The following is a 22,301-nucleotide window of genomic DNA, read 5'->3' as shown; positions in this document are numbered from 1 at the left end:
GGCGGTACCACCCGGCCCGTGCGGGCCGGCCGAAGACCTGAGAGAGAGCAACTGTGGACGACAAGCGCAAGCTGCTGCTGAGCCTGCTGGCCGCCCGGGCCGCGGCGCAGGACCCGGCGCCCGCGGGGGGCGCCGGGCGGCACCCGGAGGCGGCGGCGGCCGGGGCCGCGCCGGCGGCCGGGAGCGCGCCGGGCGCGGGCGGGAGCGCGGGCGCGGGCCAGGACGCCGCCGCGGGCGCCGACGCGGGCGTGGCGATCGTCGGCGTCGCCGGGCGGTACCCGCTGGCCGGGACGGTGCGCGAGTTCTGGGACAACCTCGTCACCGGACGGCACTGCGTCCGCGAGGTCCCCGCCGACCGGTGGGACGCCGACGCGCACCACGACCCGTCCGGGGTGCGCGGCGGCTACAGCAAGTGGGCCGGGTTCATCGACGACGTGGCCGCGTTCGACCCGCTGTTCTTCCAGATCTCCCCCGCCGAGGCGGAGGCGATGGACCCGCAGGAGCGGCTCTTCCTCCAGACGGCGGCGGCCACCCTGGAGGACGCCGGGTACCCGGCGGCCACGCTCGCCGCACAGGGCCCGGTCGGCGTGTTCGTCGGCGTCATGAACAGCAACTACGAGTGGATGGGCGGTGAGGCGAGCGCCCGCGGCGTGCACACCGACGCCCACTCCAGCCACTGGTCGATCGCCAACCGGGTCTCCTACGTCTTCGACTTCACCGGGCCGAGCCTGGCCGTGGACACCGCCTGCTCGGCCTCGCTCACCGCGCTGCACCTGGCCTGCGAGAGCCTGCGCAACGGCGAGTGCGCCGCCGCCGTGGCCGGGGGCGTCAACCTCATCCTCCACCCCATGCACCTGCGCATGCTGGCCGACCGGGGGATGATCTCCCGCGACGACCGGCTCAAGGCGTTCGGCGCCGGGGCCGACGGCTTCGTCGACGGCGAGGGCGTGGGCGCCGTCCTGCTCAAGCCGCTGCCGGCCGCGCTGGCCGACGGCGACCGGGTGCTCGGCGTGATCCGCGGCACGGCCGTCAACTCCGGTGGCAAGACCGGCGGTTACACCGTGCCGAGCGCACAGGCGCAGGCCCGGGTGATCCGCGCCGCGCTGCACCGGGCCGGGGTCGCGGCGGACACCGTCGGGTACGTCGAGGCGCACGGGACCGGGACGCCGCTGGGCGACCCGATCGAGATCGCCGGGCTAACCGAGGTGTTCGGCGCCCGCACGGAACGGGCGGGGACGGCCGCCCGGCCGACCGTGGCCGTCGGCTCGGTGAAGTCCAACATCGGCCACCTGGAGTCGGCCGCCGGCATCGCCGGGCTGACCAAGGTGCTGCTCCAGCTCCGCCACCGGACGCTGGTGCCCTCGCTGCACTCCGCGCGCCGCAACCCGGACATCGACTTCGCCGCGACGCCGTTCGCCGTGCAGCAGACCGTCCAGCCCTGGACCCCGCTGCCCGCGGCCGGTGCCGGTGCCGGTGCCGGTGCCGATGCCGGTGCCGGGGCCGGGGCCGACGGGGGCGCGCTGCCGCTGCGCGCCGTCGTCAGCTCCTTCGGCGGCGGCGGCGCGAACGCCTGCGTCGTCGTCGAGGAACCGCCCGCCGCGCCCGCGCCCCGCCCGGCGGACCCGGGGGGCGACCACCTGCTGGTGCTGTCCGCGAAGAGCGAGGACCGGCTGCGCGCCCAGGCGGCCGCGCTGGCCGCCTTCCTGCGCGCGGCGAAGCCGCGGGCCACCGCGCCCCGGCCGGACGCCCTGGCCGACGCGCAGCGCCTGTGCCTGCGCCTGGCCGCCGAGACGCTCGGGGTCGCCCCGCGCGACCTCGACCTCGGCACGGACCTGGCCGACTGCGGGTTCGGCGTGCGCGAGCGCGCCCGCTACCACGACCTGCTCGCCACCGCGCTGGGCGCCGAGCCGCCGGCGGCCGCGACCGCCGCGCACACCGTGGGCGCGGTCGCCCGCGCCGTCGCCCCGGCGCTGCCCGCCCCGCCGGAGGCCGCCGACGCCCCGTCCGCCGACGCCCCGTCCGCTGACGGCGGCCTGCGGTTCGTCGACGTCGCGCACACCCTCCAGGCGGGCCGCACCGCCCACCCGGTCCGGCTCGCGCTGGTCACCGGCTCGCTGGAGGAGGCGGCGGACCTGCTGGACGCCTTCGCCGCCGGAACGGCCGGCGCCCGCGTCGCCACCGGCCGGGCGGCCCACGTCCGGGCCCGGCTGTCCGAGGCGGAGACCCGTGCCCTGGCGGACGCCGTCGCCCGCCGCGACCTCGCCGCCGTCGGCGCGCGCTGGGTGACCGGCGCCGAGGTGGACTGGCGCCGGGTCACCCCGGCCGGGGCCCGCCGCGTCGAGCTGCCCGGCTACCCGTTCGCCCGCGAGCGGTACTGGATACCGCAGCCCCCGGCCGACGCCGCCCCCGCCGCCGCGCCGGCCGCGTCCGCCGGCGCCCCGACGCCCGCCACCGGCGCCGCGCCGCCGCCCGTCCCGGAGGAACTGCCCGACTTCTACCGCCCCCTGTGGGTGCGGGAGCAGGCGCCGACCCGCGCGCCGGCACCGCCCGCGCGGCACGTCGTCGCCCTGGTGACCGACGCCTCGCGCTGGCTGGGCGAGGCCGTCGCCGAGCGGTGCCCGCAGGCCCGCACCGACCTCGTCGCACTCGACGGGCCGCTGCCCGCCGACCTCACCGACCGGATCGCCGGGGCCGACCTGGTCCTCCACCTCGGCGGCGTGGGCGCGCGGGTGGGCGCGGGCGTGGGCGCCGAGGAGGCCGCCACGCACCTGCGACACGGCGCGCTGTCCCTGTTCGCGCTGCTGCGGACGGGCGCGGCCGACCGGGTGGCCGTGGTCACCAGCGACGTGCACCCCGTCGCCGGGAGCACGCCGCACAACCCGTTCGCCGCCGGGATGCACGGGCTCCTCCAGGTCGCCCCGGCCGAGCGGCCCGGACTGCGCGTGGCGGGCGTGGACTTCGCCTCCGCCGAGGTCACCGACGCCGCCGACGTGCGGCGGCTGGCCGACGCCGTCCTGGCCGAGCCGCTGGACGGCGCGGGCCGCACCGTGGCGCTGCGCGGCGGCGTCCGCTACGTGCGGCGGCTGGGCCGCGTCGAACTCCCCGAGGGCGGCCCGGTCTTCCGCGACGAGGGCGTCTACCTGCTGGTCGGCGGTACGGGCGGCATCGCCCGGGAGCTGAGCCGGGAGCTGGCCCGGCGGCACCGGGCCCGGCTCGTCTGGTTCAGCCGCGGCCCGCTCACCCCCGAGCAGGAGGCCGCCGCCACCGGGATCCGCGCGCTGGGCGGAGACGTCGCCCACGTCCGCGGCGACGCCTGCCGCGCGGCGGACCTGACGGGCGCGGTGGCCGAGGCGCACCGCCGGTTCGGCGCCCTGCACGGCGTCGTGCACGCGGCCATGGTCTTCGACAACCGCCGGCTCGCCGACCTCGACGACGCCGCCTTCACCTCGGTGACCCGGGTCAAGACCGAGGGCGCGGCCGCGCTGGCCGCCGCCGTCGCGGACCAGGAGCTGGACTTCCTGACCTACTTCTCCTCGGCCGGTGCCTTCGGCGGCTTCGCCGGGAACGGCGCCTACGTCTGCGCGTCGGCGACCGAGGACGCCTACGCCCACTTCCTGCGCACCCGGCTGGCCTGCCCGGTCACCGTGCTCAACCAGGGCTACTGGGGCCAGGTCGGCTCCGGGGCGCAGCCGGGACTCGCCGAGATCTTCGCGGGCCTGGGCATCTCCGCCTTCCAAGCCGCCGCCGGGGTGGCCGCCGTGCGGCGCGCCCTGGGCAGCGGCCTGCCCCAGCTCATGCCGATCCGCGCCGGGCGGCGCGCGCTGGAGGCCATGGGCCACGACCCGGCCCTGGACGCCCGCCTGCTGCCGGGCCCCCGCACCGGCGCGCCCGTGGCCGCCGCCGACCTGGACGTCGTCGCGGAGCCGGACCCGGCCGTCACGGCCGTGCTGGACGGCTACGCCGAACTGGAGGCCGTCGCCCTGCCCGCGCTGCTCGGCGCCTACCAGCGGATGGGCGCGCTGCGCCGGGCGGGCGAGCGCCACGACGCCGCGGAGCTCGCCCGCCGACTGGGCGTCCTGCCCCGGTTCGACCGGCTGCACCAGGCACTGCTCGCCCTCCTGGCCGACGCCGGCTACCTCACCCGCGAGGGCGACGGCGTCACCACCACGGCCGCCGTCGAGGCCGTGGCCGCCGCCGACGCCGACGACGCCGCCGACGACGAGGCCGACGACGAGGCGGCGCGCGAGCGCTGGGAGGCGGAGTGCGACCGGCTCGCGGCCCGCTACCCCGACATCGAGCCCACCATCACCCTCAACCGGCTCTTCCTCCAGGCGTACCCGCGCATCCTGCGCGGCGAGGTCGGAGCCACCGAGATCATGTTCCCCGGCACCTCGATGAAGCTCGTGCAGAACTTCTACAAGGGGAACGCGCTCACCGACTCCTGCAACCTGCTGGTCCGCGAGGCCGTCCGCCGCTACCTGGACACCCGGACGCCCGGGCGGGCCGACGGCGCGGACGCGGGCGTGGAGGTCGTGGAGCTGGGCGCCGGGACGGGTGCCACCAGCGAGCGGGTGCTGCCCGTGCTGGCCGACCACCCCGGACGCGTCGGCTACACCTACACCGACATCTCGCCGCGCTTCCTGGAGCACGGCCGGGAGCGCTTCGCCGACCGCTACCCGTTCACCCGCTTCCAGACGCTCAACCTGGACCGCCCGCTCGCCGAACAGGGCTTCCCGCCCGCCGCGGCCGACCTCGTCCTGGCGACCAACGTCGTGCACGCCACCCGCGACCTGCGCGCGACGCTGCGCACGGCCAAGGCCCTGCTGCGGCCCGGTGGGCGGCTCGTCCTGAACGAGCTGACCGCCGTGCGGCCGCTGCTCACCCTCGGCGGCGGGGTCCTGGAGGGCTGGTGGGCGTTCGACGACGCCGACCTGCGCATCCCGCACTCCCCGCTGGCCTCGCCCGAGGAGTGGGTGCGCCTGCTGCACGAGGAGGGCTACGCCCCGGTGCGCGCGCTGCGCGGGGCGGGCGGCGAGCTGGGCCAGACGGTGCTCGTCGCCGAGAGCGACGGCGTCCTGCCGCACCCGGGCCCGGCCGCCGCCCCGCCGAGCCCGCGGCACGCCGTGTCGGCGGCCACCGGGCCGGCTCCCGAGGCCGCCACCGCGCCCGCCGCTTCCGCCGTGCCCGCCGCGCCCGCCGCCGTCCAGCCCGGCGGGGCGCGGGCGGCCGGGGGCGGGGTCGAGGCACGGCTGCGCACGCTCGTGGAGCGGGTGCTGAAGCTGTCGGAGCGGATCGACGCCGACCGTCCGCTGGCCGACTACGGCTTCGACTCGCTCAGCGGCATGAAGATCGTCTCCGCCGTGGACGAGGCGTTCGGCGTCACCGTGCCGCTCACCGAGTTCTTCGAGCACCCGACGCTGCGCGAGCTGGCCACCCACCTGTCCGCCCACTGGCTCACCGACGCCACCGCCGCGCCCGACGCCACGGCCGCCCCGGCGCCCGCGCCCCCGGCCTCCGGCGCCCCGGAAGCCACCCACCCGGCGTCCCCCGCGCCCGCCGCGCCCGCGCCCGCGCCCGCCGCGCCCGCCGCCGCCCCGGCGTTGCGGGCGGCGGCGGAGGCCGTGCTGCGGCCGCGCGCCGCCGCGGAGGCCGGCGGCCACCCGCTCTCCGCGGGCCAGCGCGCCCTGTGGGTGATCGAGCAGGTCGCGCCCGGCACCTACGCCTACAACCTCCCGCTGGCCCTCTGGCTCACCGGGAACGTCGACGTCCTGGCCCTGCGCGTCGTCCTCCAGGACCTGCTGGACCGGCACGAGGAGCTGCGGGCCACCGTGGTCCCGGGCGCGGACGGGCCGCTCGTGCGGATCGCGGCCGAGCCCGAACTGCCGTTCACGCAGGTCTTCCTCACCTCCGTGACCGACGCGGAGCTGCGCGACCGCATGCGCGACGACCTGCGCCGCCCCTTCGACCTGGGCACCGGCCCGCTGCTGCGCGCCACGCTCTACCGCCTCGGCGACGGCCGCCAGGCCCTCCTGCTGACCTTCCACCACCTGGTCTTCGACGGCGTCTCCATCGCCCGGCTGCTGGCCGAGCTGGAGGAGGGCTACCGCGCGCTCGCCCAGGGCCGCCCGCTCCCCGCCACCCGGCCCGCCCGCACCTACGCCGACTTCACCGCCTGGCAGCGCGACCTGCTCGCGGGACCCGAGGGCGAGCGGCTGCGCGCCTACTGGACCGAGCGGCTGCGCGGGCGGCGCACGGCCGTGCCGCTGCCGCTGGACCGGCCGCGCCCGGCCGTGCCGGGCTTCCGCGGGGCCAGCGTGGACGGCCGCGTCCCGGCGGCGGTCGCCGACCGGGCCCGCGCCCTGGCCGGGGCCGAGCAGACCTCGCTCTTCGCCGTCCTGCTCGCCGCCTACTTCGCGGTGCTGCACCGCTACAGCGACCAGGCGGACCTGGCCGTCGGCACCCCGACCGCCGGCCGGCCGCCGACCGGGTACGACGACGTGCTCGGCTACTTCATGAACATGGTCGTGCTGGCCGAACGGGTCGACGCGGGCGAGGACTTCCGCGAGCTGGTCCGCCGCGTGCACCGCACCGTGCTCGACGCCCTGGCACACAGCGCCTACCCGCTGCTCACCCTCGCCGACGACCTCCGCCGGGAGGCGCCGGGTCCGGCCGCCGCGCCGTTCAACGTGGCGTTCTACTTCCAGAACTGGGTGCGCGGCACCGCCCACGGGGACGGGGACGGCGTGGTGACCGGCGCGGTCGACGGCGTCCACCAGGAGGGCGAGTTCGAGTTGACGCTGGAGGTGGTCGAGGAGGCCGAGGGCTGCCGCTACACGCTCAAGTACGACCCGGACCTCTTCGACGCCGCCACCGTCGAGCGGTTCGGCGCCCACTTCGTCACCCTGCTGGGTTCCGCCGTCCAGGCGCCCGGCACCCCCGTCGGCGCGCTGGAACTGCTCACCCCGCCGGAGCGCGCGCTGCTCGCCGCGCCCGCGCCCCGCGACTACCCCGCCGACACCCTGGTGTGGGAGCTGGTGCTGCGGCAGGCCGAGGCGCGCCCGGCCGCCGTGGCGGTGCGCCACGCGGGCACCGAGCTGACCTACCGGGAGCTGGCCGACCGCGTCACCGAGCTGGCCGCCCGGCTGCGCGACGCCGGGGTCGGCCGGGGCCGCACCGTCGGGGTGCTCCTGCCCCGCGACGCCGGGCTGCCCGTCGCCCTGCTCGCCGTGCAGGCCGCCGGCGGCGCCTACGTCCCGCTCGACCCGGAGTACCCGGCCGAGCGGCTCGCCTACATGGCCCGGGACGCCGAACTGCACGTGCTGCTGACCCACTCCGCCGTCACCGGCGGCCCCGGCGGCGTCCCCCGGCTGCTGGTCGACGGCGCCGGGCAGCCGCCCGCCGCCCCGTCCCCCGGCCCGGCCGGACCCGGCGACCCGGCGTACGTCCTGTACACCTCCGGCTCCACCGGCCGCCCGAAGGGCGTGCGGGTGCCGCACCGGGCGCTGACCAACTTCCTGTGGTCGATGGCCCGGGAGCCCGGCTTCGGTCCCTCCGACACGCTGCTGGCCGTCACCACCGTCTGCTTCGACATCTCGGCGCTGGAGCTGTACCTGCCGCTGATCTCCGGCGGCACGGTGGAGGTGCTGCCGACCGCGACGGCGCGGGACGGGCTGCGGCTGCGGGAGGCGGTGGAGCGCGCCGCGCCCACCGTCATGCAGGCCACCCCGGCGACCTGGAGCATGCTGCTGGCCGCCGGATGGCGCGGCAGCCCCGGCCTGACCGTGCTGTGCGGCGGCGAGGCGCTGCCCGGCGACACCGCCGAGGCGCTGCTCGCCGGGAACCGCGCGGTGTGGAACCTCTACGGCCCCACCGAGACCACGATCTGGTCGACGGCCGCCCGCCTCGCCCCGGGCGAACCGGTCACCCTCGGCGCACCGATCGCGAACACCTCGGTGTACGTGCTGGACAGCGCGCGGCGGCCGGTGCCGACCGGGGTGCCCGGCGAGCTGTGGATCGGCGGCCACGGCGTGGCCGACGGCTACGTCGGCCGCCCCGAGCTGACGGCCGAGCGCTTCCTGCCCGACCCGTTCGCCGCGCCCGGGGCGCGCATGTACCGCACGGGCGACCTCGTGCGGCGCCGCGCCGACGGGCGGCTGGAGTACCTCGGCCGCCTCGACGCACAGGTCAAGGTGCGCGGGTTCCGCGTGGAACTGGAGGAGGTCGAGGCGACCCTGCGGCGGCTGGACGGCGTCCGCGAGGCCGTGGTGGTGGCCCGCCGCCGCCCGGGCGACCCCGGCGGGGCCCACCACTCGCTGCTCGCCTGCTACGTCCTCGCTGACGACGACAACGGCGCCGCCGCACCGGACCGGGAGCGGCTGGCCGCCTGGCTGCCGGAGCACATGGTGCCCGACGCCCTGCTGCGGGTGACCGGTTTCCCGCGCACCCTGAACGAGAAGGTGGACCGCACGGCGCTGGCCACGGCACCCCTGGCGGAGCTGCGCGAACGCTTCGGCGCCGCGCCGACCGGGCCCGGCGGCGAGCCGGACGCGGACGGTCTGCCCGGTGCGCCCGGCCCGTCCGGGGCCGCGCCGGGCGACGGCGGCGGGGCGGGCGCCCGCGTCGAGGCGCTGCTGACCGACCTCACCGCCGTCGTCGCCCGGCTGGCCGGGCTGCGCCCGCAGGAGGTCGCCCCCCGCACTCCGCTGGGCGAAGTGGGCCTGAACTCGGTGGACTTCACCGCGCTCAGCACCGAACTGCGCTCCGCCTACGGCATCGAGGTCTACCCCACGCTGTTCTACCGCCGGGGCACCCTGCTCGCCCTGGCCGAGCACCTGTGGGAGCACCACCCCGCCGAACTCACCGCGCGCTACGGCGCCGTCCCCGCCGCGACGACCGCCGCAGCGCCGCCCGCCGTCGCGGAGCCCGGCGGTGCGGGGCCCGTCGCCGAACCCGCCGCCGGTGCGGCACCGGCCGGGCGACCGGGGGAGGAGGGCGTCGCCATCATCGGCATGGCCGGGCGGCTGCCCGAGTCCACCGACCTGGACGCGTTCTGGGACCACCTCGCCGCCGGCCGGGACCTCGTCCGGGAGATCCCGGCCGACCGCTGGGACTGGCGCGAGCAGCCCGCCGGCGTCTCGCGCTGGGGCGGCTTCGCCCCGGACGTGGACCGCTTCGACGCCGCGTTCTTCGGCATCTCCCCGCGCGAGGCGGAGCTGATGGACCCCCAGCAGCGCGTGGTGCTGGAGCTGGTCTGGGCCGCCCTGGAGGACGCGGGCTACCGCCCCTCCGACCTGGCCGGACGCCGCGTCGGGGTCTTCCTGGCGGCCACCAACTCCGACTACCTGGAAGTGCAGCGGGCCGCCGGGCGGGGCAGCGAGGGCCACACCCTCACCGGCGCCGCGCTGTCGGTCATCCCCAACCGCGTCTCCTACCTGCTGGACCTGCGCGGCCCCAGCATGGCCGTGGACACCGCCTGCTCCGGTTCGCTCACCGCCGTCCACCAGGCCTGCGCCGCCCTGCGCGCGGGCACCTGCGACCTCGCCCTCGCGGGCGGCGTCAGCCTCATGCTGGGCCCGGCCGTCCACGAGGCGCTGAGCCGCGGCGAGATGCTCAGCCCGGACGGCCGCTGCAAGACGTTCGACCGCCGGGCCGACGGCTACGTGCGGGGCGAGGGCGCGGGCGTGGTGCTGCTCAAGCCGCACCGGGCGGCGACGCGCGACGGCGACGCGGTGCACGCCGTCGTCCGGTCCGTCGCCGTGGGCCACGGCGGCCGCACCACCTCGCTGACCGCGCCCAACCCGGACGCCCAGGCCGACCTGCTCGTCGACGCCTACCGCGCGGCCGGGGTGCCGCTGGAGAGCGTCGGCTACATCGAGGCCCACGGCACCGGCACGGCGCTCGGCGACCCCATCGAAACCTCCGGGCTGAGCACCGCCTTCCGGCGGCTGCGCGCGGAGTCCGGCGCGGCGGCGACGCCCTGCGCCATCGGGTCGGTCAAGACCAACATCGGACACCTGGAGGCGGCCGCGGGCGTGGCCGGGCTGTTCAAGGTCGTCCTCGCGCTGCGCCACGGCACCGTCCCGGCCAGCCTGCACTTCACCGAGCAGAACCCGTACCTGGAGCTCGACGGCGGCCCGTTCGAGGTGGCCGCCGCCGCCCGGCCCTGGCCGCGCCCGCGCGACGCGGCCGGCGCCGAGCTGCCGCGCCGCGGCGGGGTCAGCTCCTTCGGCTTCGGCGGGGCCAACGCGCACATCGTGCTGGAGGAAGCGAACATGCCCGACGCCCAGGACCGCCCCGCCGCCGAGCGGGCCGAGCACCCCGAACAGGGTGCCGAGGAGCTGTTCGTGCTCTCCGCGCGCGACGCCGACGCCCTGGAGCGCTCGGCGCGCCGGCTCGCCGACCACCTGGCGGCGCACGACGTCCCGGCGGCGGACCTCGCCCACACCCTCCAGGTGGGGCGCGAGCCCATGGCCCACCGCCTGGCCGTCGTCGCCAGGGGCACCGCCGCGCTGCGGGCCGCGCTGGAGGCCCACCTCGCGGGCCGCCCGTCGGCCGTGCGCACCGCGCGCGTCGCCCCGCGTCCCACCGACCGTCCGGCCCCGGCCTCCGGCGAGCTGACCGCCCTCGCCGACGCCTGGCTCGCGGGCGCCGACGTGGACTGGGCCGCCCGGTACGCGGGCGCCCCCCGCCGCCGCGTGCACCTGCCCACCTACCCGTTCGCCCGCACCCGGCACTGGGTCGACCCCCGGCCGGACGCCGCACCGGCGGTCCCGGCCCCGGCCGCTTCGGCCCCCGCGCCGGTGGCGGACCGGCTGCACCCGACGCTGCTGGACGCCAACGTCTCCACGCTCGGTGCCACCGCCTTCGCCAAGACGCTCACCGGCGAGGAGTTCTTCCTGCGCGACCACGTCGTGGGCGGCGAGCGGGTGCTGCCCGGCGTGGCCTACCTGGAGATGGCCCGGCTGGCTGGCGAACTCGCCGCCGACGGCCGCCCCGTCCACGCCGTCGAGGACCTGGTGTGGGCCGCGCCGGTCCGCCTGCCCGCCGGGACGGACGCCCACCGGCTGCTGGTCCGCCTCACCGGGACGGCGGACGCGGCCGCGTTCGAGGTGGTCAGCCCCGGCGCCGCCGGGGAGCGGCCGACCCCGCACGCCCACGGCACCCTGCGCTGGGGCGACCCGGCCGACCGCCCCGCCCGCGTCGACCCGGCCGCGGTGCGCGCCCGGTGCACGTCCCACCACGCGGGCGCCGACTGCTACGCGGCCTTCGCCGGCCTCGGCTTCGCCTACGGCCCGGCCTTCCAGGTGATCGAGGAGCTCGCGCAGGGCCCCGGCGAGGCCCTGGCCACGCTGCGGCTGCCGGCCGAGCGGGCCGCCGACGCGGGGGCGTACGTCTTCCACCCCTCGCTGCTGGACGCCGCGCTCCAGACGGCCGGACGGCTCGCCCCCGGGGCCGGCGACCCGGCGGGCCCGGTGCCGTACCTGCCGTTCTCCCTCGGCTCCGTGCGCCGCTACGCGCCCCTGCCCCAGCGGCTGTACGCCTACGCCACACCCGCCGCCGGACCGGCCGGGCCGGGCACGCTGCGCTTCGACGTGGCCCTGCTCGACGCGGACGGCGAGGTGGTCGCCGCGCTGGACGGCTTCACGCTGCGCGCCGTGCCCGACACCGACGCGGTGACCGCCTTCGCTCCCGCCTGGCGGCCCGCACCGCGCGTGGCCGGGCCCCGGCCGGACGCGGTGCTGGTGCTGGACGCCGGAGCGCACGGCGACGCGGTCACCGCCGCGCTGGCGGAGCGGGGCGCGCGGGTCCACCGGGCCGCCCTGGGCCCCCGGTTCGACGCCGGGGCCGCGGTGCGCGCGCTGCCCCCGGGCGCCGCGCACGTGGTGCACCTGGCCGGTGGCCGGAGCGGTTCCGCCGACGCCGTGGCCGACGGCTTCCACGCCGCCGCGGAGCTCCTGCGCGCCTGGCACGGCGAGCGGCGGGGACCCCTGCGCTACCTCTACGCCCACCCCGAGCCGGCCGCCTCCCCGGCCGACCCGGCCATGGCCGCGCTCGCCCGCACGGTCCGGCTGGAGCACCCGGCCGTGGACTTCTCCGTGCTGGCCGTCGCCGCCGAGCCGTTCGCCGCCGCGGTGGCGGACGAGCTGGCGGCCGAGGGCGCGCCCGAGGTGCGCCACGCGGCGGACGGGCGGGCCCGCGCGTCCTGGCACCGGGTGGGTCTGCCGCCCGTGGCCGGGTCCGCGTTCACCGGCCCGGGCGCACACGTCATCACCGGCGGCACCGGGGCGCTGGGCCTGCTGCTGGCCGAGCACGTCGCGGCCGCCCGGCGCGCGGCGGGGGAGCCGCCCGGTGGCCTGGTGCTCGCCGCCAGGTCCGAACCCGACGCCGAGGCGCGCGCCCGCGCGGCGGCACTCGGCGCCCACGTCGTGCGCGCCGACGTCTCCGACGCCGCGCAGGTGCGCGAGCTGATCGCCGAGGCCCGCCGGGCGCACGGCCCCGTGCGCGGCGTCCTGCACGCCGCCGGGGTGCTCCGGGACGGACTGCTGCTGCGCAAGGAGCGGGCCGACGCGGACGCCGTCCTGGCCGCCAAGGCGCACGGCACGCTCCTGCTGGACGAGGCCACGGTGGACGAGCCGCTGGACTACTTCGTCGCCTTCTCCTCCGCCGCCGCGGCCTTCGGCAACGTCGGCCAGGGCGACTACGCCTTCGCCAACGCCTTCCTCGACCACTTCGCCGAGCGGCGCGAGCACCTGCGCGGGCGGGGCCTGCGGCGCGGGCGCACCCTCGCCGCCGCCTGGCCGGTGTGGGCCGACGGCGGCATGCGGATCGACGCGGCCGCCGAGGCGTACATGGCCCGGGAGCTGGGCATGCGGCCCGTCCGCACGGGCCCGGCCCTGGAGGCGCTGGAGCGCGCGCTCGCGGGCTCCGCGCCCCGGCTGCTGCTCGCCTCCGGCGACCCGGCCCGCATCGAGGCCGCGCTGAACGCCGCCGGGGGCGGCGTCGGGGGCGGCGTCGGGGCGTCCGCCGGGGCGGCGGCCGCGGCGGGGGCGTCCGCCGGGGCGCCCGTGCCCCCGCCCGCCCCGCGCTCCGGTGCCGGGGCGGGGTCCGGGGCGGGGTCCGAGGGCGCCGCCGACCGGGCGGAGCGCCTGGTGCTGCGGCTGCTGTCGGAGGAGCTGAGGCTGCCCGAGGCGGAGATCGCCGTCACCGACTCCTTCGACCACCACGGCGTCGACTCCCTCATCACCATGGGGCTGATCCGGCGGCTGGAGGAGCACACCGGGCCGCTGTCGAAGACGCTGCTCTTCGAGTACGTGACGGTCCGCGAGCTGGCGGCCCACCTGGCCACCACCCACCCGCACGCCTTCGCCCCGGAGGCGTCGGCCGGCGCTCCGGAGGCGTCCGCCGGTGCCCCGGAGGCGTCCGTCGCCGTTCCGGCCGCGTCCGCCGCTCCGGCGCTCACGTCCGACGGCGCTCCGGGCCCGTCCGACGGCGCTCCGGCCGCCTCGGCCGCGTCCGCCGCGGTGCCCGCGTCCGGCGGGGCGGGCGGGGACGCCGTCGCCGTCATCGGGGTCGCCGGACGGTACCCGCAGGCCGAGGACGTGGACGCGTTCTGGCGCAACCTGCGCGCGGGCCGCGACAGCGTGGAGGAGATCCCGGCCGACCGCTGGGACCACGGCCGGTTCTACGACCCGGACAAGTCCGCCACCGGCAAGACGTACGGCAAGTGGGGCGGCTTCGTCCCCGGCGCCGACCGGTTCGACCCGCTCTTCTTCCGCATGTCGCAGATCGAGGCCGAGCACACCGACCCGCAGGAGCGCGTCTTCCTGGAGACGGTCTGGCACCTGCTGGAAGACGCCGGCTACACCCGCGAGCAGCTCCGCGGCCCGCGCACCGGCGTCTTCGTGGGCATGATGTACGGCCACTACCAGCTCTACGGCGTCCAGGACGCGCTGCGCGGCGAGGGGTTCGCCACCTCCTCGTCCTACGCCTCGGTGGCCAACCGGGTGTCGTACTTCTTCGACTTCGGCGGCCCCAGCGTCGCGCTGGACACCATGTGCTCCTCGTCGCTGGTCACCATCCACCAGGCGTGCCTGGCGATCCGCAACGGCGACTGCGACGTGGCGGTCGCGGGCGGGGTGAACATCTCCAGCCACCCGGTGAAGTTCCTCCAGCTCGCCCAGCGCGGCTTTCTCGCCGAGGACGGCCGCTGCCGCAGCTTCGGCGAGGGCGGCACCGGGTACGTCCCCGCCGAGGGGTCGGGCGCGGTGCTGCTCAAGCGCCTGGACGCGGCGCTCGCCGACGGGGACCGGGTGCTGGCGGTGGTCCGGGCGTCCGCCGTCAACCACGGCGGGGCGGGCACCGGGTACAGCGTGCCCAACCCGCACGCGCAGGGCGACCTCCTGCGCACCGCGCTCGACCGCGCGGGGCTGCGCCCGGACGACCTGGACTACCTGGAGGCCCACGGCACCGGCACCGCGCTCGGCGACCCGGTCGAGGTGGCCGGCATGCTCCGCGGCTTCGGCGAGGAAGCGCCCGAGCGGCTGCCCATCGGCTCGGTGAAGTCCAACATCGGGCACGCCGAGTCCGCGGCGGGCATCGCGGCGATCACCAAGGTGCTGCTCCAGATGCGCCACGGCGAACTGGTGCCCTCGCTGCACGCCGACACCGTCAACCCGAACATCGACTTCGCCACCACGCCGTTCCACCTCCAGCGCGAGGGGGCGCCCTGGCCGCGCCGCGTCCTGGCCGACGGCACGGAGCGCCCCCGGACGGCGGGCGTAAGCTCCTTCGGCGCGGGCGGCACCAACGCCCACATCGTCCTCCAGGAACACCTGGGCGACCCGGCCGCGCCAGACCCGGCGGCCGCCCCGGCCGCCGCCGCGGGGCGTCCGCAGCTCGCCGTCCTCTCCGCCCGGGACGCCGACGCGCTGGCCGCCCAGGCCCGCCGCCTGGCCGCCCACCTGCGCGCCGAGGGCGCCGGGTGGGAGCCCGCGCAGGTGGCGTGGACCCTCCAGGCGGGGCGCGAGGCCATGGCCCACCGGCTGGCGCTGGTCTTCCACGACCTCCCGGAGCTGGCCGACCGCCTGGACGCCTGCGCCTCCGGCGCCACCCCCGCCGACGCCTGGACCGGCGTCGTCAACCCGCGCAGGCCCCTGGACGGCGAGCCCCCGGCCCCGGACCCGGCCGCCTGCGCCGCCGCCTGGACCGCCGGGCAGCGGGTCGACTGGGCGGTGCTCCACCCCGGAGCGCGGCCCGGCCGCGTGCCGCTGCCCGGGTACCCGTTCGCCGGCGAGCGGGTCTGGCTGGCCGCCGCGGACGCCGAGCTGGCCGCGCTGGACGCCGGCCGGCCCGCCGCCGACGGCGTGCTGCTCACCCGGGGCTGGACGCCCGCCGAGCCCGCCCCCGGCGCCGTCCCCAACGGCCGGACCGCCGTGCTCGCCGTGCCGGGCACCGAGCCGCTGGCCGCCCGGCTCGCCGCCGCGCTGCCGGACGCCGAGGTGCTCACCCCCGAGCGGCTCGCCGCCGACCTGGCCGCCGCCGACCCGCGCTGGGACCGCTTCGCCTCCGTCGTGGACCTGGCCGGCTGCGCCGACCCCGCCCTGCCGCCCGCCCACGCCGTGCTGCCGACCTGGCTGCGCTGGCTCCAGCACCTGGTCGACCACGGCCGCCGCGACCTGTGCGCGCTGCTGGTCTCCCGGGGCACGGAGGCCGGGGCCGAGGGCGCTCCGGTGGCGCTGGGCGGCGCCGCGCGGGTGGGGCTGTACCGGATGCTGCAGAGCGAGTACCGGCAGCTCCGCTCCCGCCACGTCGACGTGGGGCGGGCGGCCGCCGACGCGGAGCTGGTCGGCCGGGTCGTCGACGAGCTGGGCAGCCGGGACGAGTGGCCGGAGGTCGCCTACCGGGACGGCGTCCGGCACCGCGCGGAGCTGCGGGAGCTTCCGTCCGCGCCGACCGGGCGGCCGTTCCGCTTCCCCGCGGACCACGTGCTGTGGGTGACCGGCGGCACGCGGGGCCTCGGGCTGCTGACCGCGCGCCACTTCGTCGCCCGGCACGGCGTGCGCAAGCTGGTGCTGACCGGGCGGGAGGAGCTGCCGCCGCGCGCGGAGTGGGCCGGGCACATCGCCGCCGGCACGCCGCTGGGGCGCAAGCTGCGACCGCTGGCCGAACTGGCGGAGCGGGGCGTGGAGCTGGAGGTCCACGCCGTGCCGCTGGACGAGCCGGAGGCGTTGGCCAGGACGCTGGCCGAGGTCCGGCTCCGGCTCGGTCCGACCGGCGGCGTGGTCCACAGCGCCGGGCTCACCGACTTCGAGAACCCCGCGTTCGTCCGCAAGCCCGCCGACGCCGTCGCCCGCGTGCTCGCGCCCAAGGTCTTCGGCGTCGACGCCCTCGTCCAGTGCTTCCGCGACGAGCCGCTGAGCCTGTTCGTGCTCTACTCCTCGGTCGCCGCCACGGTGCCCGCGCTCGCGGTCGGCCAGAGCGACTACGCCATGGCCAACGGCTACCTGGACGCCGTCGCCGAGGCCCGTCCGCACGGACTGCCGCTGCTCAGCGTGCAGTGGCCGAGCTGGCGGGACACCGGGATGGGCGAGGCCCGCAGCGCCGCCTACCAGGCGTCCGGGCTCGCCTCGCTCTCGGACGAGCAGGGCCTGGCGCTGCTGGACCGCGCGCTCGCCTCCGGCGCCCGGGTGGTGCTGCCCGCCCTGCCCCGGCCGGACGCCGACTGGCGTCCCGCACGCCTCACCGCCCGCCGCCTGGACCACCCCGCGGCACCCGCCACGGCCCCGGCGACCGCGCCCGCGGCGCCCACCGCGCCGCCCGCGTCCTTTGCCGCTCCGGCGCCCGGTGCCGCCCCGGCCTCCGGCCCGGGCGGGGAGCAATCCGCCGCGCTGCGGGCCTCGGCGGACGCGGTGTCCGCCTGGCTGCTGGACCAGCTCGCGGTGGAGCTGCGCTTCGACCGGGACAAGCTGGCCGGCGATGTGCCGGTGCACGACTACGGCATCGACTCGATCCTGGTCTCGCAGCTCGTCCAGACCATCGCCAAGCGCCTGGACGTGTCGATCGCGCCGTCGGCACTGCTGGAGTACCCGACGGCGGACGGCTTCGCGGCCCACCTCGCCGACGAGTTCCCCGGCGAGCTGGTCACCGCCTTCCCGCCGCCCGCGCAGGCCGGGCCCGCCGCGTCCGGGCCCCCCGCCCCGGCGGACGCGGCCACGCCGCCCCCTGCCCCCGAGCCCGGGCCCCCGGCCCCCGAGGCGTCCCGCGCCGAGTGGACGTGGGGCACGGACGCGGCCACCGCGCCCGCCGCGTCCGCGCCAGGCGGGGCCGCGTCAGGCGGGGTTGCCGTCGCCGTGGTCGGGCTGTCCTGCCGCTTCCCCGGGGCGGAGACCGCGGACGCCTACTGGGACCTGCTGCGGGAGGGCCGTTCGGCGCTGCGCCCCGTCCCCGAGCAGCGGTTCGGCCGCCCGACGGAGTACCACGCGGGTCTGCTGCCGCACGAGTTGCGCTTCGACCCGGAGGCGTTCCTGCTCTCCGAGGAGGACGCCCGCGCCATGGACCCGCAGGCGCTGCTCCTGCTGGAAGAGGTCGACCACGCGCTGCACCACGCCGGGTACCGGCCGGCCGAGCTGAAGGGCCGCCGCGTCGGCGTGTACGTCGGCGGGCGGGCCACGCACACCCCGGACACCGAGCGGCTGGAGCGGGCGAAGAACCCGGTGGTGGTCACCGGGCAGAACTACCTCTCCGCGAACGTGTCGCAGTTCTTCGACTTCCGCGGCCCGAGCCTCGTGGTCGACACCGCCTGCTCCTCCGCGCTGGTGGCGATGGACATGGCCGTGCAGGCGCTGCGGGCGGGCGCGATCGAGTCCGCGGTCGTCGCCGGGGTGAGCCTGCTCGCCGACGACCGGGCGCACCAGGTCTTCGGCCGGCGCGGACTGCTCAACCCGGGCGCCGAGTTCCACGTCTTCGACCGCCGGGCGGCCGGACTGGTGCTCGGCGAGGGCGTGGGTGTCGCCGTGCTGAAGCCGCTGGAGCGGGCGCGGGCCGAGGGCGACCGGGTGCTGGCCGTCCTGGACGGCATCGCGGTCAACAACGACGGCCGCACCGCCGGCCCCGCGACGCCCAACCTCCAGGCCCAGAAGGAGGTGATGACGCAGGCGCTGGCCGCCAGCGGGCACGTCCCGCGGGACGTGGGCTGGGTCGAGGCCAACGGCTCCGGCTCCGCCGTCACCGACCTGCTGGAGCTGAAGGCGGTCGCCTCCGTGTACGGGAGCGGCGACCGCGGCCGTCCGGTGGCGCTCGGCTCGATCAAGCCGAACATCGGCCACCCGCTGGCGGCGGAGGGCATCGCCGCGTTCCTCAAGGTGGTCCTGATGCTCCACCACCGGCAACAGGTGCCCTTCCGCTCCGGCCAGGAGCCGCTTGAGCACTTCGACATGGCGGCCTCGCCGCTGTACCTGCCGCGCGAGGCGGCGCCCTGGCCGGACGCGGCGCCCGCCGCCGCCGTGAGCTGCTTCGCCGACGGCGGCACCAACGCGCACGTCCTGCTCACCCCGGCGCCCCCGGCGCCCGCCGCGGGCGCACCGGCGCGGGTCAGGCAGCCGCTGCCGCGGCCCGAGCGCGCGCGCCGGGTGGCCGTCCGCCAGGGAGCCGCACCGGCCGACGCCGCGCCCGCGACGGGCCTGTTCTGGGAGAGCTACCGATGAGCGCGGAGGCGCGGCGCCTGCCGGTGGTCTTCATGTTCTCCGGCCAGGGCTCGCAGTACTACGGCATGGGACGGGCGCTGTACGAGCGGCACCCGGTGTTCCGCGCGGCGCTCGACCGCCACGACGCCGTGCTCGCCGACGAACTGGGCGAGTCCGTGCTCGCCCGCGTCTTCGACCCCGCCGCCCGGCGGCACGAGCCGTTCGCCGACACCCGCTTCACCCACCCGGCGATCGTCATGACCGAGCTGGCGCTGGCCGAGACGCTGCGGGCGGAAGGGGTGGAGCCCGACCACCTGCTCGGCGCCAGCCTCGGGGAGTACGCGGCCGCCGTGGTCTCCGGCAGCGTCGGGGCGGAGGACTGCCTGCGGCTGCTGGCCCGGCAGGCGGCGAGCCTGGCGACGGGCCCGCGCGGCGGCATGCTCGCCGTCCTGGCCGGGACGGAGGTGCTGGACCGGGTGCCGGAGCTGCGGGCGGGCGAGGTCGCCGCCCGCAACTACCCCGGCCACTTCGTGCTCGCGGGGACGCCGGAGGCGCTGGACCGGGCCGAGCGGGCGCTGCGCGCGGCCGACGTGCTGCACCAGCGGGTCCCGGTCGAGTACGGCTACCACTCCAGCCTGATGGACGAGGTGCTCCAGCGCTGCCGGGCGGACCTGGACCGGGTCGCGTTCGCGCCCCCGCGCCCGCCCTGGATCTCCTGCGTGGACGGCGCGCCCGTCCGGCACCCCACCCCCGCCCACTTCTGGCGGGTGGCCCGGGAGCCCATCGAGTTCGAGCGCGCCGTGGCCGCGCTGCGCGCCCGCGGCGACTTCCGCTACCTGGACCTCGGTCCGGCCGGCACGCTGCACAACTTCGTCCGCGGCAATCTCGGGGAGGGCACGCGCTCGCGGTCCCTGCCGCTGCTCAGCCCGTTCGGCGACGACCCCGGCCTGCTGGCCGCGGCCCTGCGCGCCTGCGGCGCGCCCGCCGGCACCCGGTCGGCGTCCCCGCCGGGGCGGTCGGCGTCCCCGTCGGCGTTTCCGTCGGCGGCGGGGGACAGCGAGGCACCCCGGGCATCGAAGGACCCGAAGACACCAAGGAAGGCACACGCGATGAAGGTCTACGGCTTCCCCGGACAGGGATCGCAGCAGCGGGGCATGGGCAGGGACCTCTTCGAGAGGTTCCCCGAGGAGACCGCGGCGGCCGACCGGGTGCTCGGCTACTCGATCCGCGAGCTGTGCGTCGAGGACCCGCAGCGCCGCCTGGGCCGCACCGAGTTCACCCAGCCCGCGCTCTACGTGGTCAGCGCCCTGGCCTACCTGGACCACGTCGCCCAGGACCCGGTCCCGCCCGACTACCTGGTCGGCCACAGCCTGGGCGAGTACGTCGCGCTGTTCGCCGCCGGGGTCTTCGACTTCGAGACCGGGCTGCGGCTGGTGCGGCGTCGCGGCGAGCTGATGGCGGCGGCCGACGGCGGCGCCATGGCCGCGGTGGTGGGCACCGACGAGGAGACCGTCGCGCGGGTGCTCGCCGACGCGGGGCTCGACGGGCTGGACCTGGCCAACCACAACAGCGTGGACCAGTTCGTGCTCGCCGGGCCGGGCGAGCAGATCGACGAGGCCCGCACCGCCTTCGAGGCCATCGGCGCCCGGGCGGTCCGGCTGAACGTCAGCGCGCCCTTCCACTCGCGCTACATGCGCCCCACGGCCGACGAGTTCGCCGCCTACCTGGGCGAGTTCGGCCTCCGCCCGCCGACGGTGCCGGTGCTCGCCAACGTGGACGCGTGCCCGTACCCGGCGAAGGGGCAGGCGGAGCTGCTGACGGCGCAGATCGCCTCCCCGGTCCGCTGGACGGAGACGGTGCGCCGGCTGATGGGGCTCGGCGACTTCGAGTTCGTCGAACTGGGCCCCGGCCGCGTGCTGACCAAGCTGGTCGACCGCATCCGGGCCGCCGCCGACCCCCTCCCGGCCCCCGCCCCGCGCCCGGAACCGGCCCCCCAGCCCGCTCCGGTCGCCGAGCCCGCTCCGGTCGCCGAGCCCGCTCCGGTCGACGAGCCCGGGGTGCCGGCCCGCCCGGCCCCGGCGGACGGCGGCGCGCCGGACCGCGGGCGGTTCGCGGTGGACGCCGACAGCCTGGGCGCCCCGGGCTTCCGCGCACGGTACGGGCTGCGGCGCGCCTACCTGGTGGGCTCCCTGTACGGCGGGGTCTCCGGGCCCGAGATGCTGCGGGCCGCCGCCAAGGCCGGCCTGCTCGGCTTCCTGGGCACCGGCGGCCTGACGCCGGACGAGGTGGAGGAGCGGCTGCGCGCGCTCTCCGCCGACCTGGGCCTGGGCGGTGCCTTCGGCGTCAACCTCCTCTACCGGCACGGCGCCCCGGAGCAGGAGGCCGCGCTGGTGGACGCGCTGCTGCGGCACGGCGTCGACATCGTCGAGGCCTCCGGATTCCCCCTGATCACCCCCGCGCTGGTCCGCTTCCGGCTGAAGGGCGGCCGCATCATCGCCAAGGTGACCCGGACGGACGTCGCCGCCGAGTTCCTCGCCCCGCCCCCCGAGCGCTTGGTCGCCCGGCTGCTCGACGCCGGGGAGGTCACCGAGGCCGAGGCGCGGGCCGCCGCCGGGCGCCCGATGGCCGACGACCTGTGCGTCGAGGCCGACGGGGGCTGGCTGAGCAGCACCGCCGACCTGCTCACCCTCCTCCCCGCGGTGCTGCGGCTGCGGGACGCGGCGGCGCGCCCTGACCACCGCGTGCACGTGGGGTGCGCGGGCGGCATCGGCACCCCCGAGGCGGCCGCGGCGGCGTTCCTCCTCGGCGCGGAGTTCGTGCTCACCGGCTCGGTCAACCAGTGCTCCGTCGAGGCCGCCACCAGCGCCGCGGTGAAGGACGCGCTCCAGGAGGCGCGGGAGTTCGACGTCGACACCGCGCCCTGGGGCGAGATGTTCGAGCTCGGCGTGCGGGCCCGTTACCTCAAGCGCGGCCTGTTCTTCCCGGCCCGCGCGTCCCGGCTGCACGAACTGTGGCGCCGGCACGCCTCGCTGGCCGAGCTGGACGAGGACACCCGGGCCGAGGTCACCGACCGCTACCTGGGCGGCGAACCGCTCCCGGCCGCCGCGCCGGGCGAGGACCCCAAGGCGCACCTCGCCGCCGTCTTCCGCCGGTACTTCGCCCGCGGCTTCCGCCTGGCGGTGACCGGCGACCACCGTTCCCGGGTCGATCACCTCGTGCACTGCGGCCCCGCGATGGGCGCGTTCAACCAGGTCGTCGCGGGCACCGCACTGCACCCCTGGCGCGCCCGCACCGTCGAGGCCATCGCCGACACCCTGCTGGACGGCGCGGCCACCCACCTCACCCACCGCCTGCGCGCCTTCGGCTGAGCCCCACCCGCGCCCGGCCCCCGCGCCCGCCTCCGCCCCCGCGGCGGCGGGGCGCGACCGCGCCACCGCGCTCGGGCGGGCCACCGCGCGCCCCGCCGTGGCCGCGGGGCACCTGACGCGCCCCGCGGGGGCCCTGCAGCGGGCCGGGCTCGGCACCGCGGCCCCGGAGGGTCGGGCCCCGGACGCCCGGGCCGCGCGCGGACCCCCGGGCGTCCGACGCGGTTCCGCGGTGTATGTCCGCTCGGGGGAACAG

General features: G+C 78.2%; 2 protein-coding genes. Both read left to right on the top strand.

Annotation, left to right across the window (positions count from 1 at the left end):
- Positions 1-53: 53 nt before the first annotated feature.
- On the top strand, positions 54-18,701 hold the full coding sequence (locus OSB71_RS10540) for a non-ribosomal peptide synthetase (RefSeq protein ID WP_265946833.1): 18,648 nt from the start codon (positions 54-56) through the stop codon (positions 18,699-18,701).
- Positions 18,698-22,048 (top strand): ACP S-malonyltransferase, encoded by a 3,351-nt coding sequence (gene fabD / locus OSB71_RS10535; protein WP_265946831.1) that lies wholly within the window; start codon positions 18,698-18,700, stop codon positions 22,046-22,048. Before OSB71_RS10540 ends, fabD begins: the two co-directional genes overlap by 4 nt.
- Positions 22,049-22,301: the final 253 nt, after the last annotated feature.

It is taken from the genome of Streptomyces marinisediminis (genome assembly GCF_026262575.1).
Lineage (GTDB): Bacteria > Actinomycetota > Actinomycetes > Streptomycetales > Streptomycetaceae > Streptomyces > Streptomyces marinisediminis.
The sequence above is the reverse complement of the archived record's forward strand: the minus strand, read 5'-3'. Positions and strand labels throughout refer to the sequence as shown.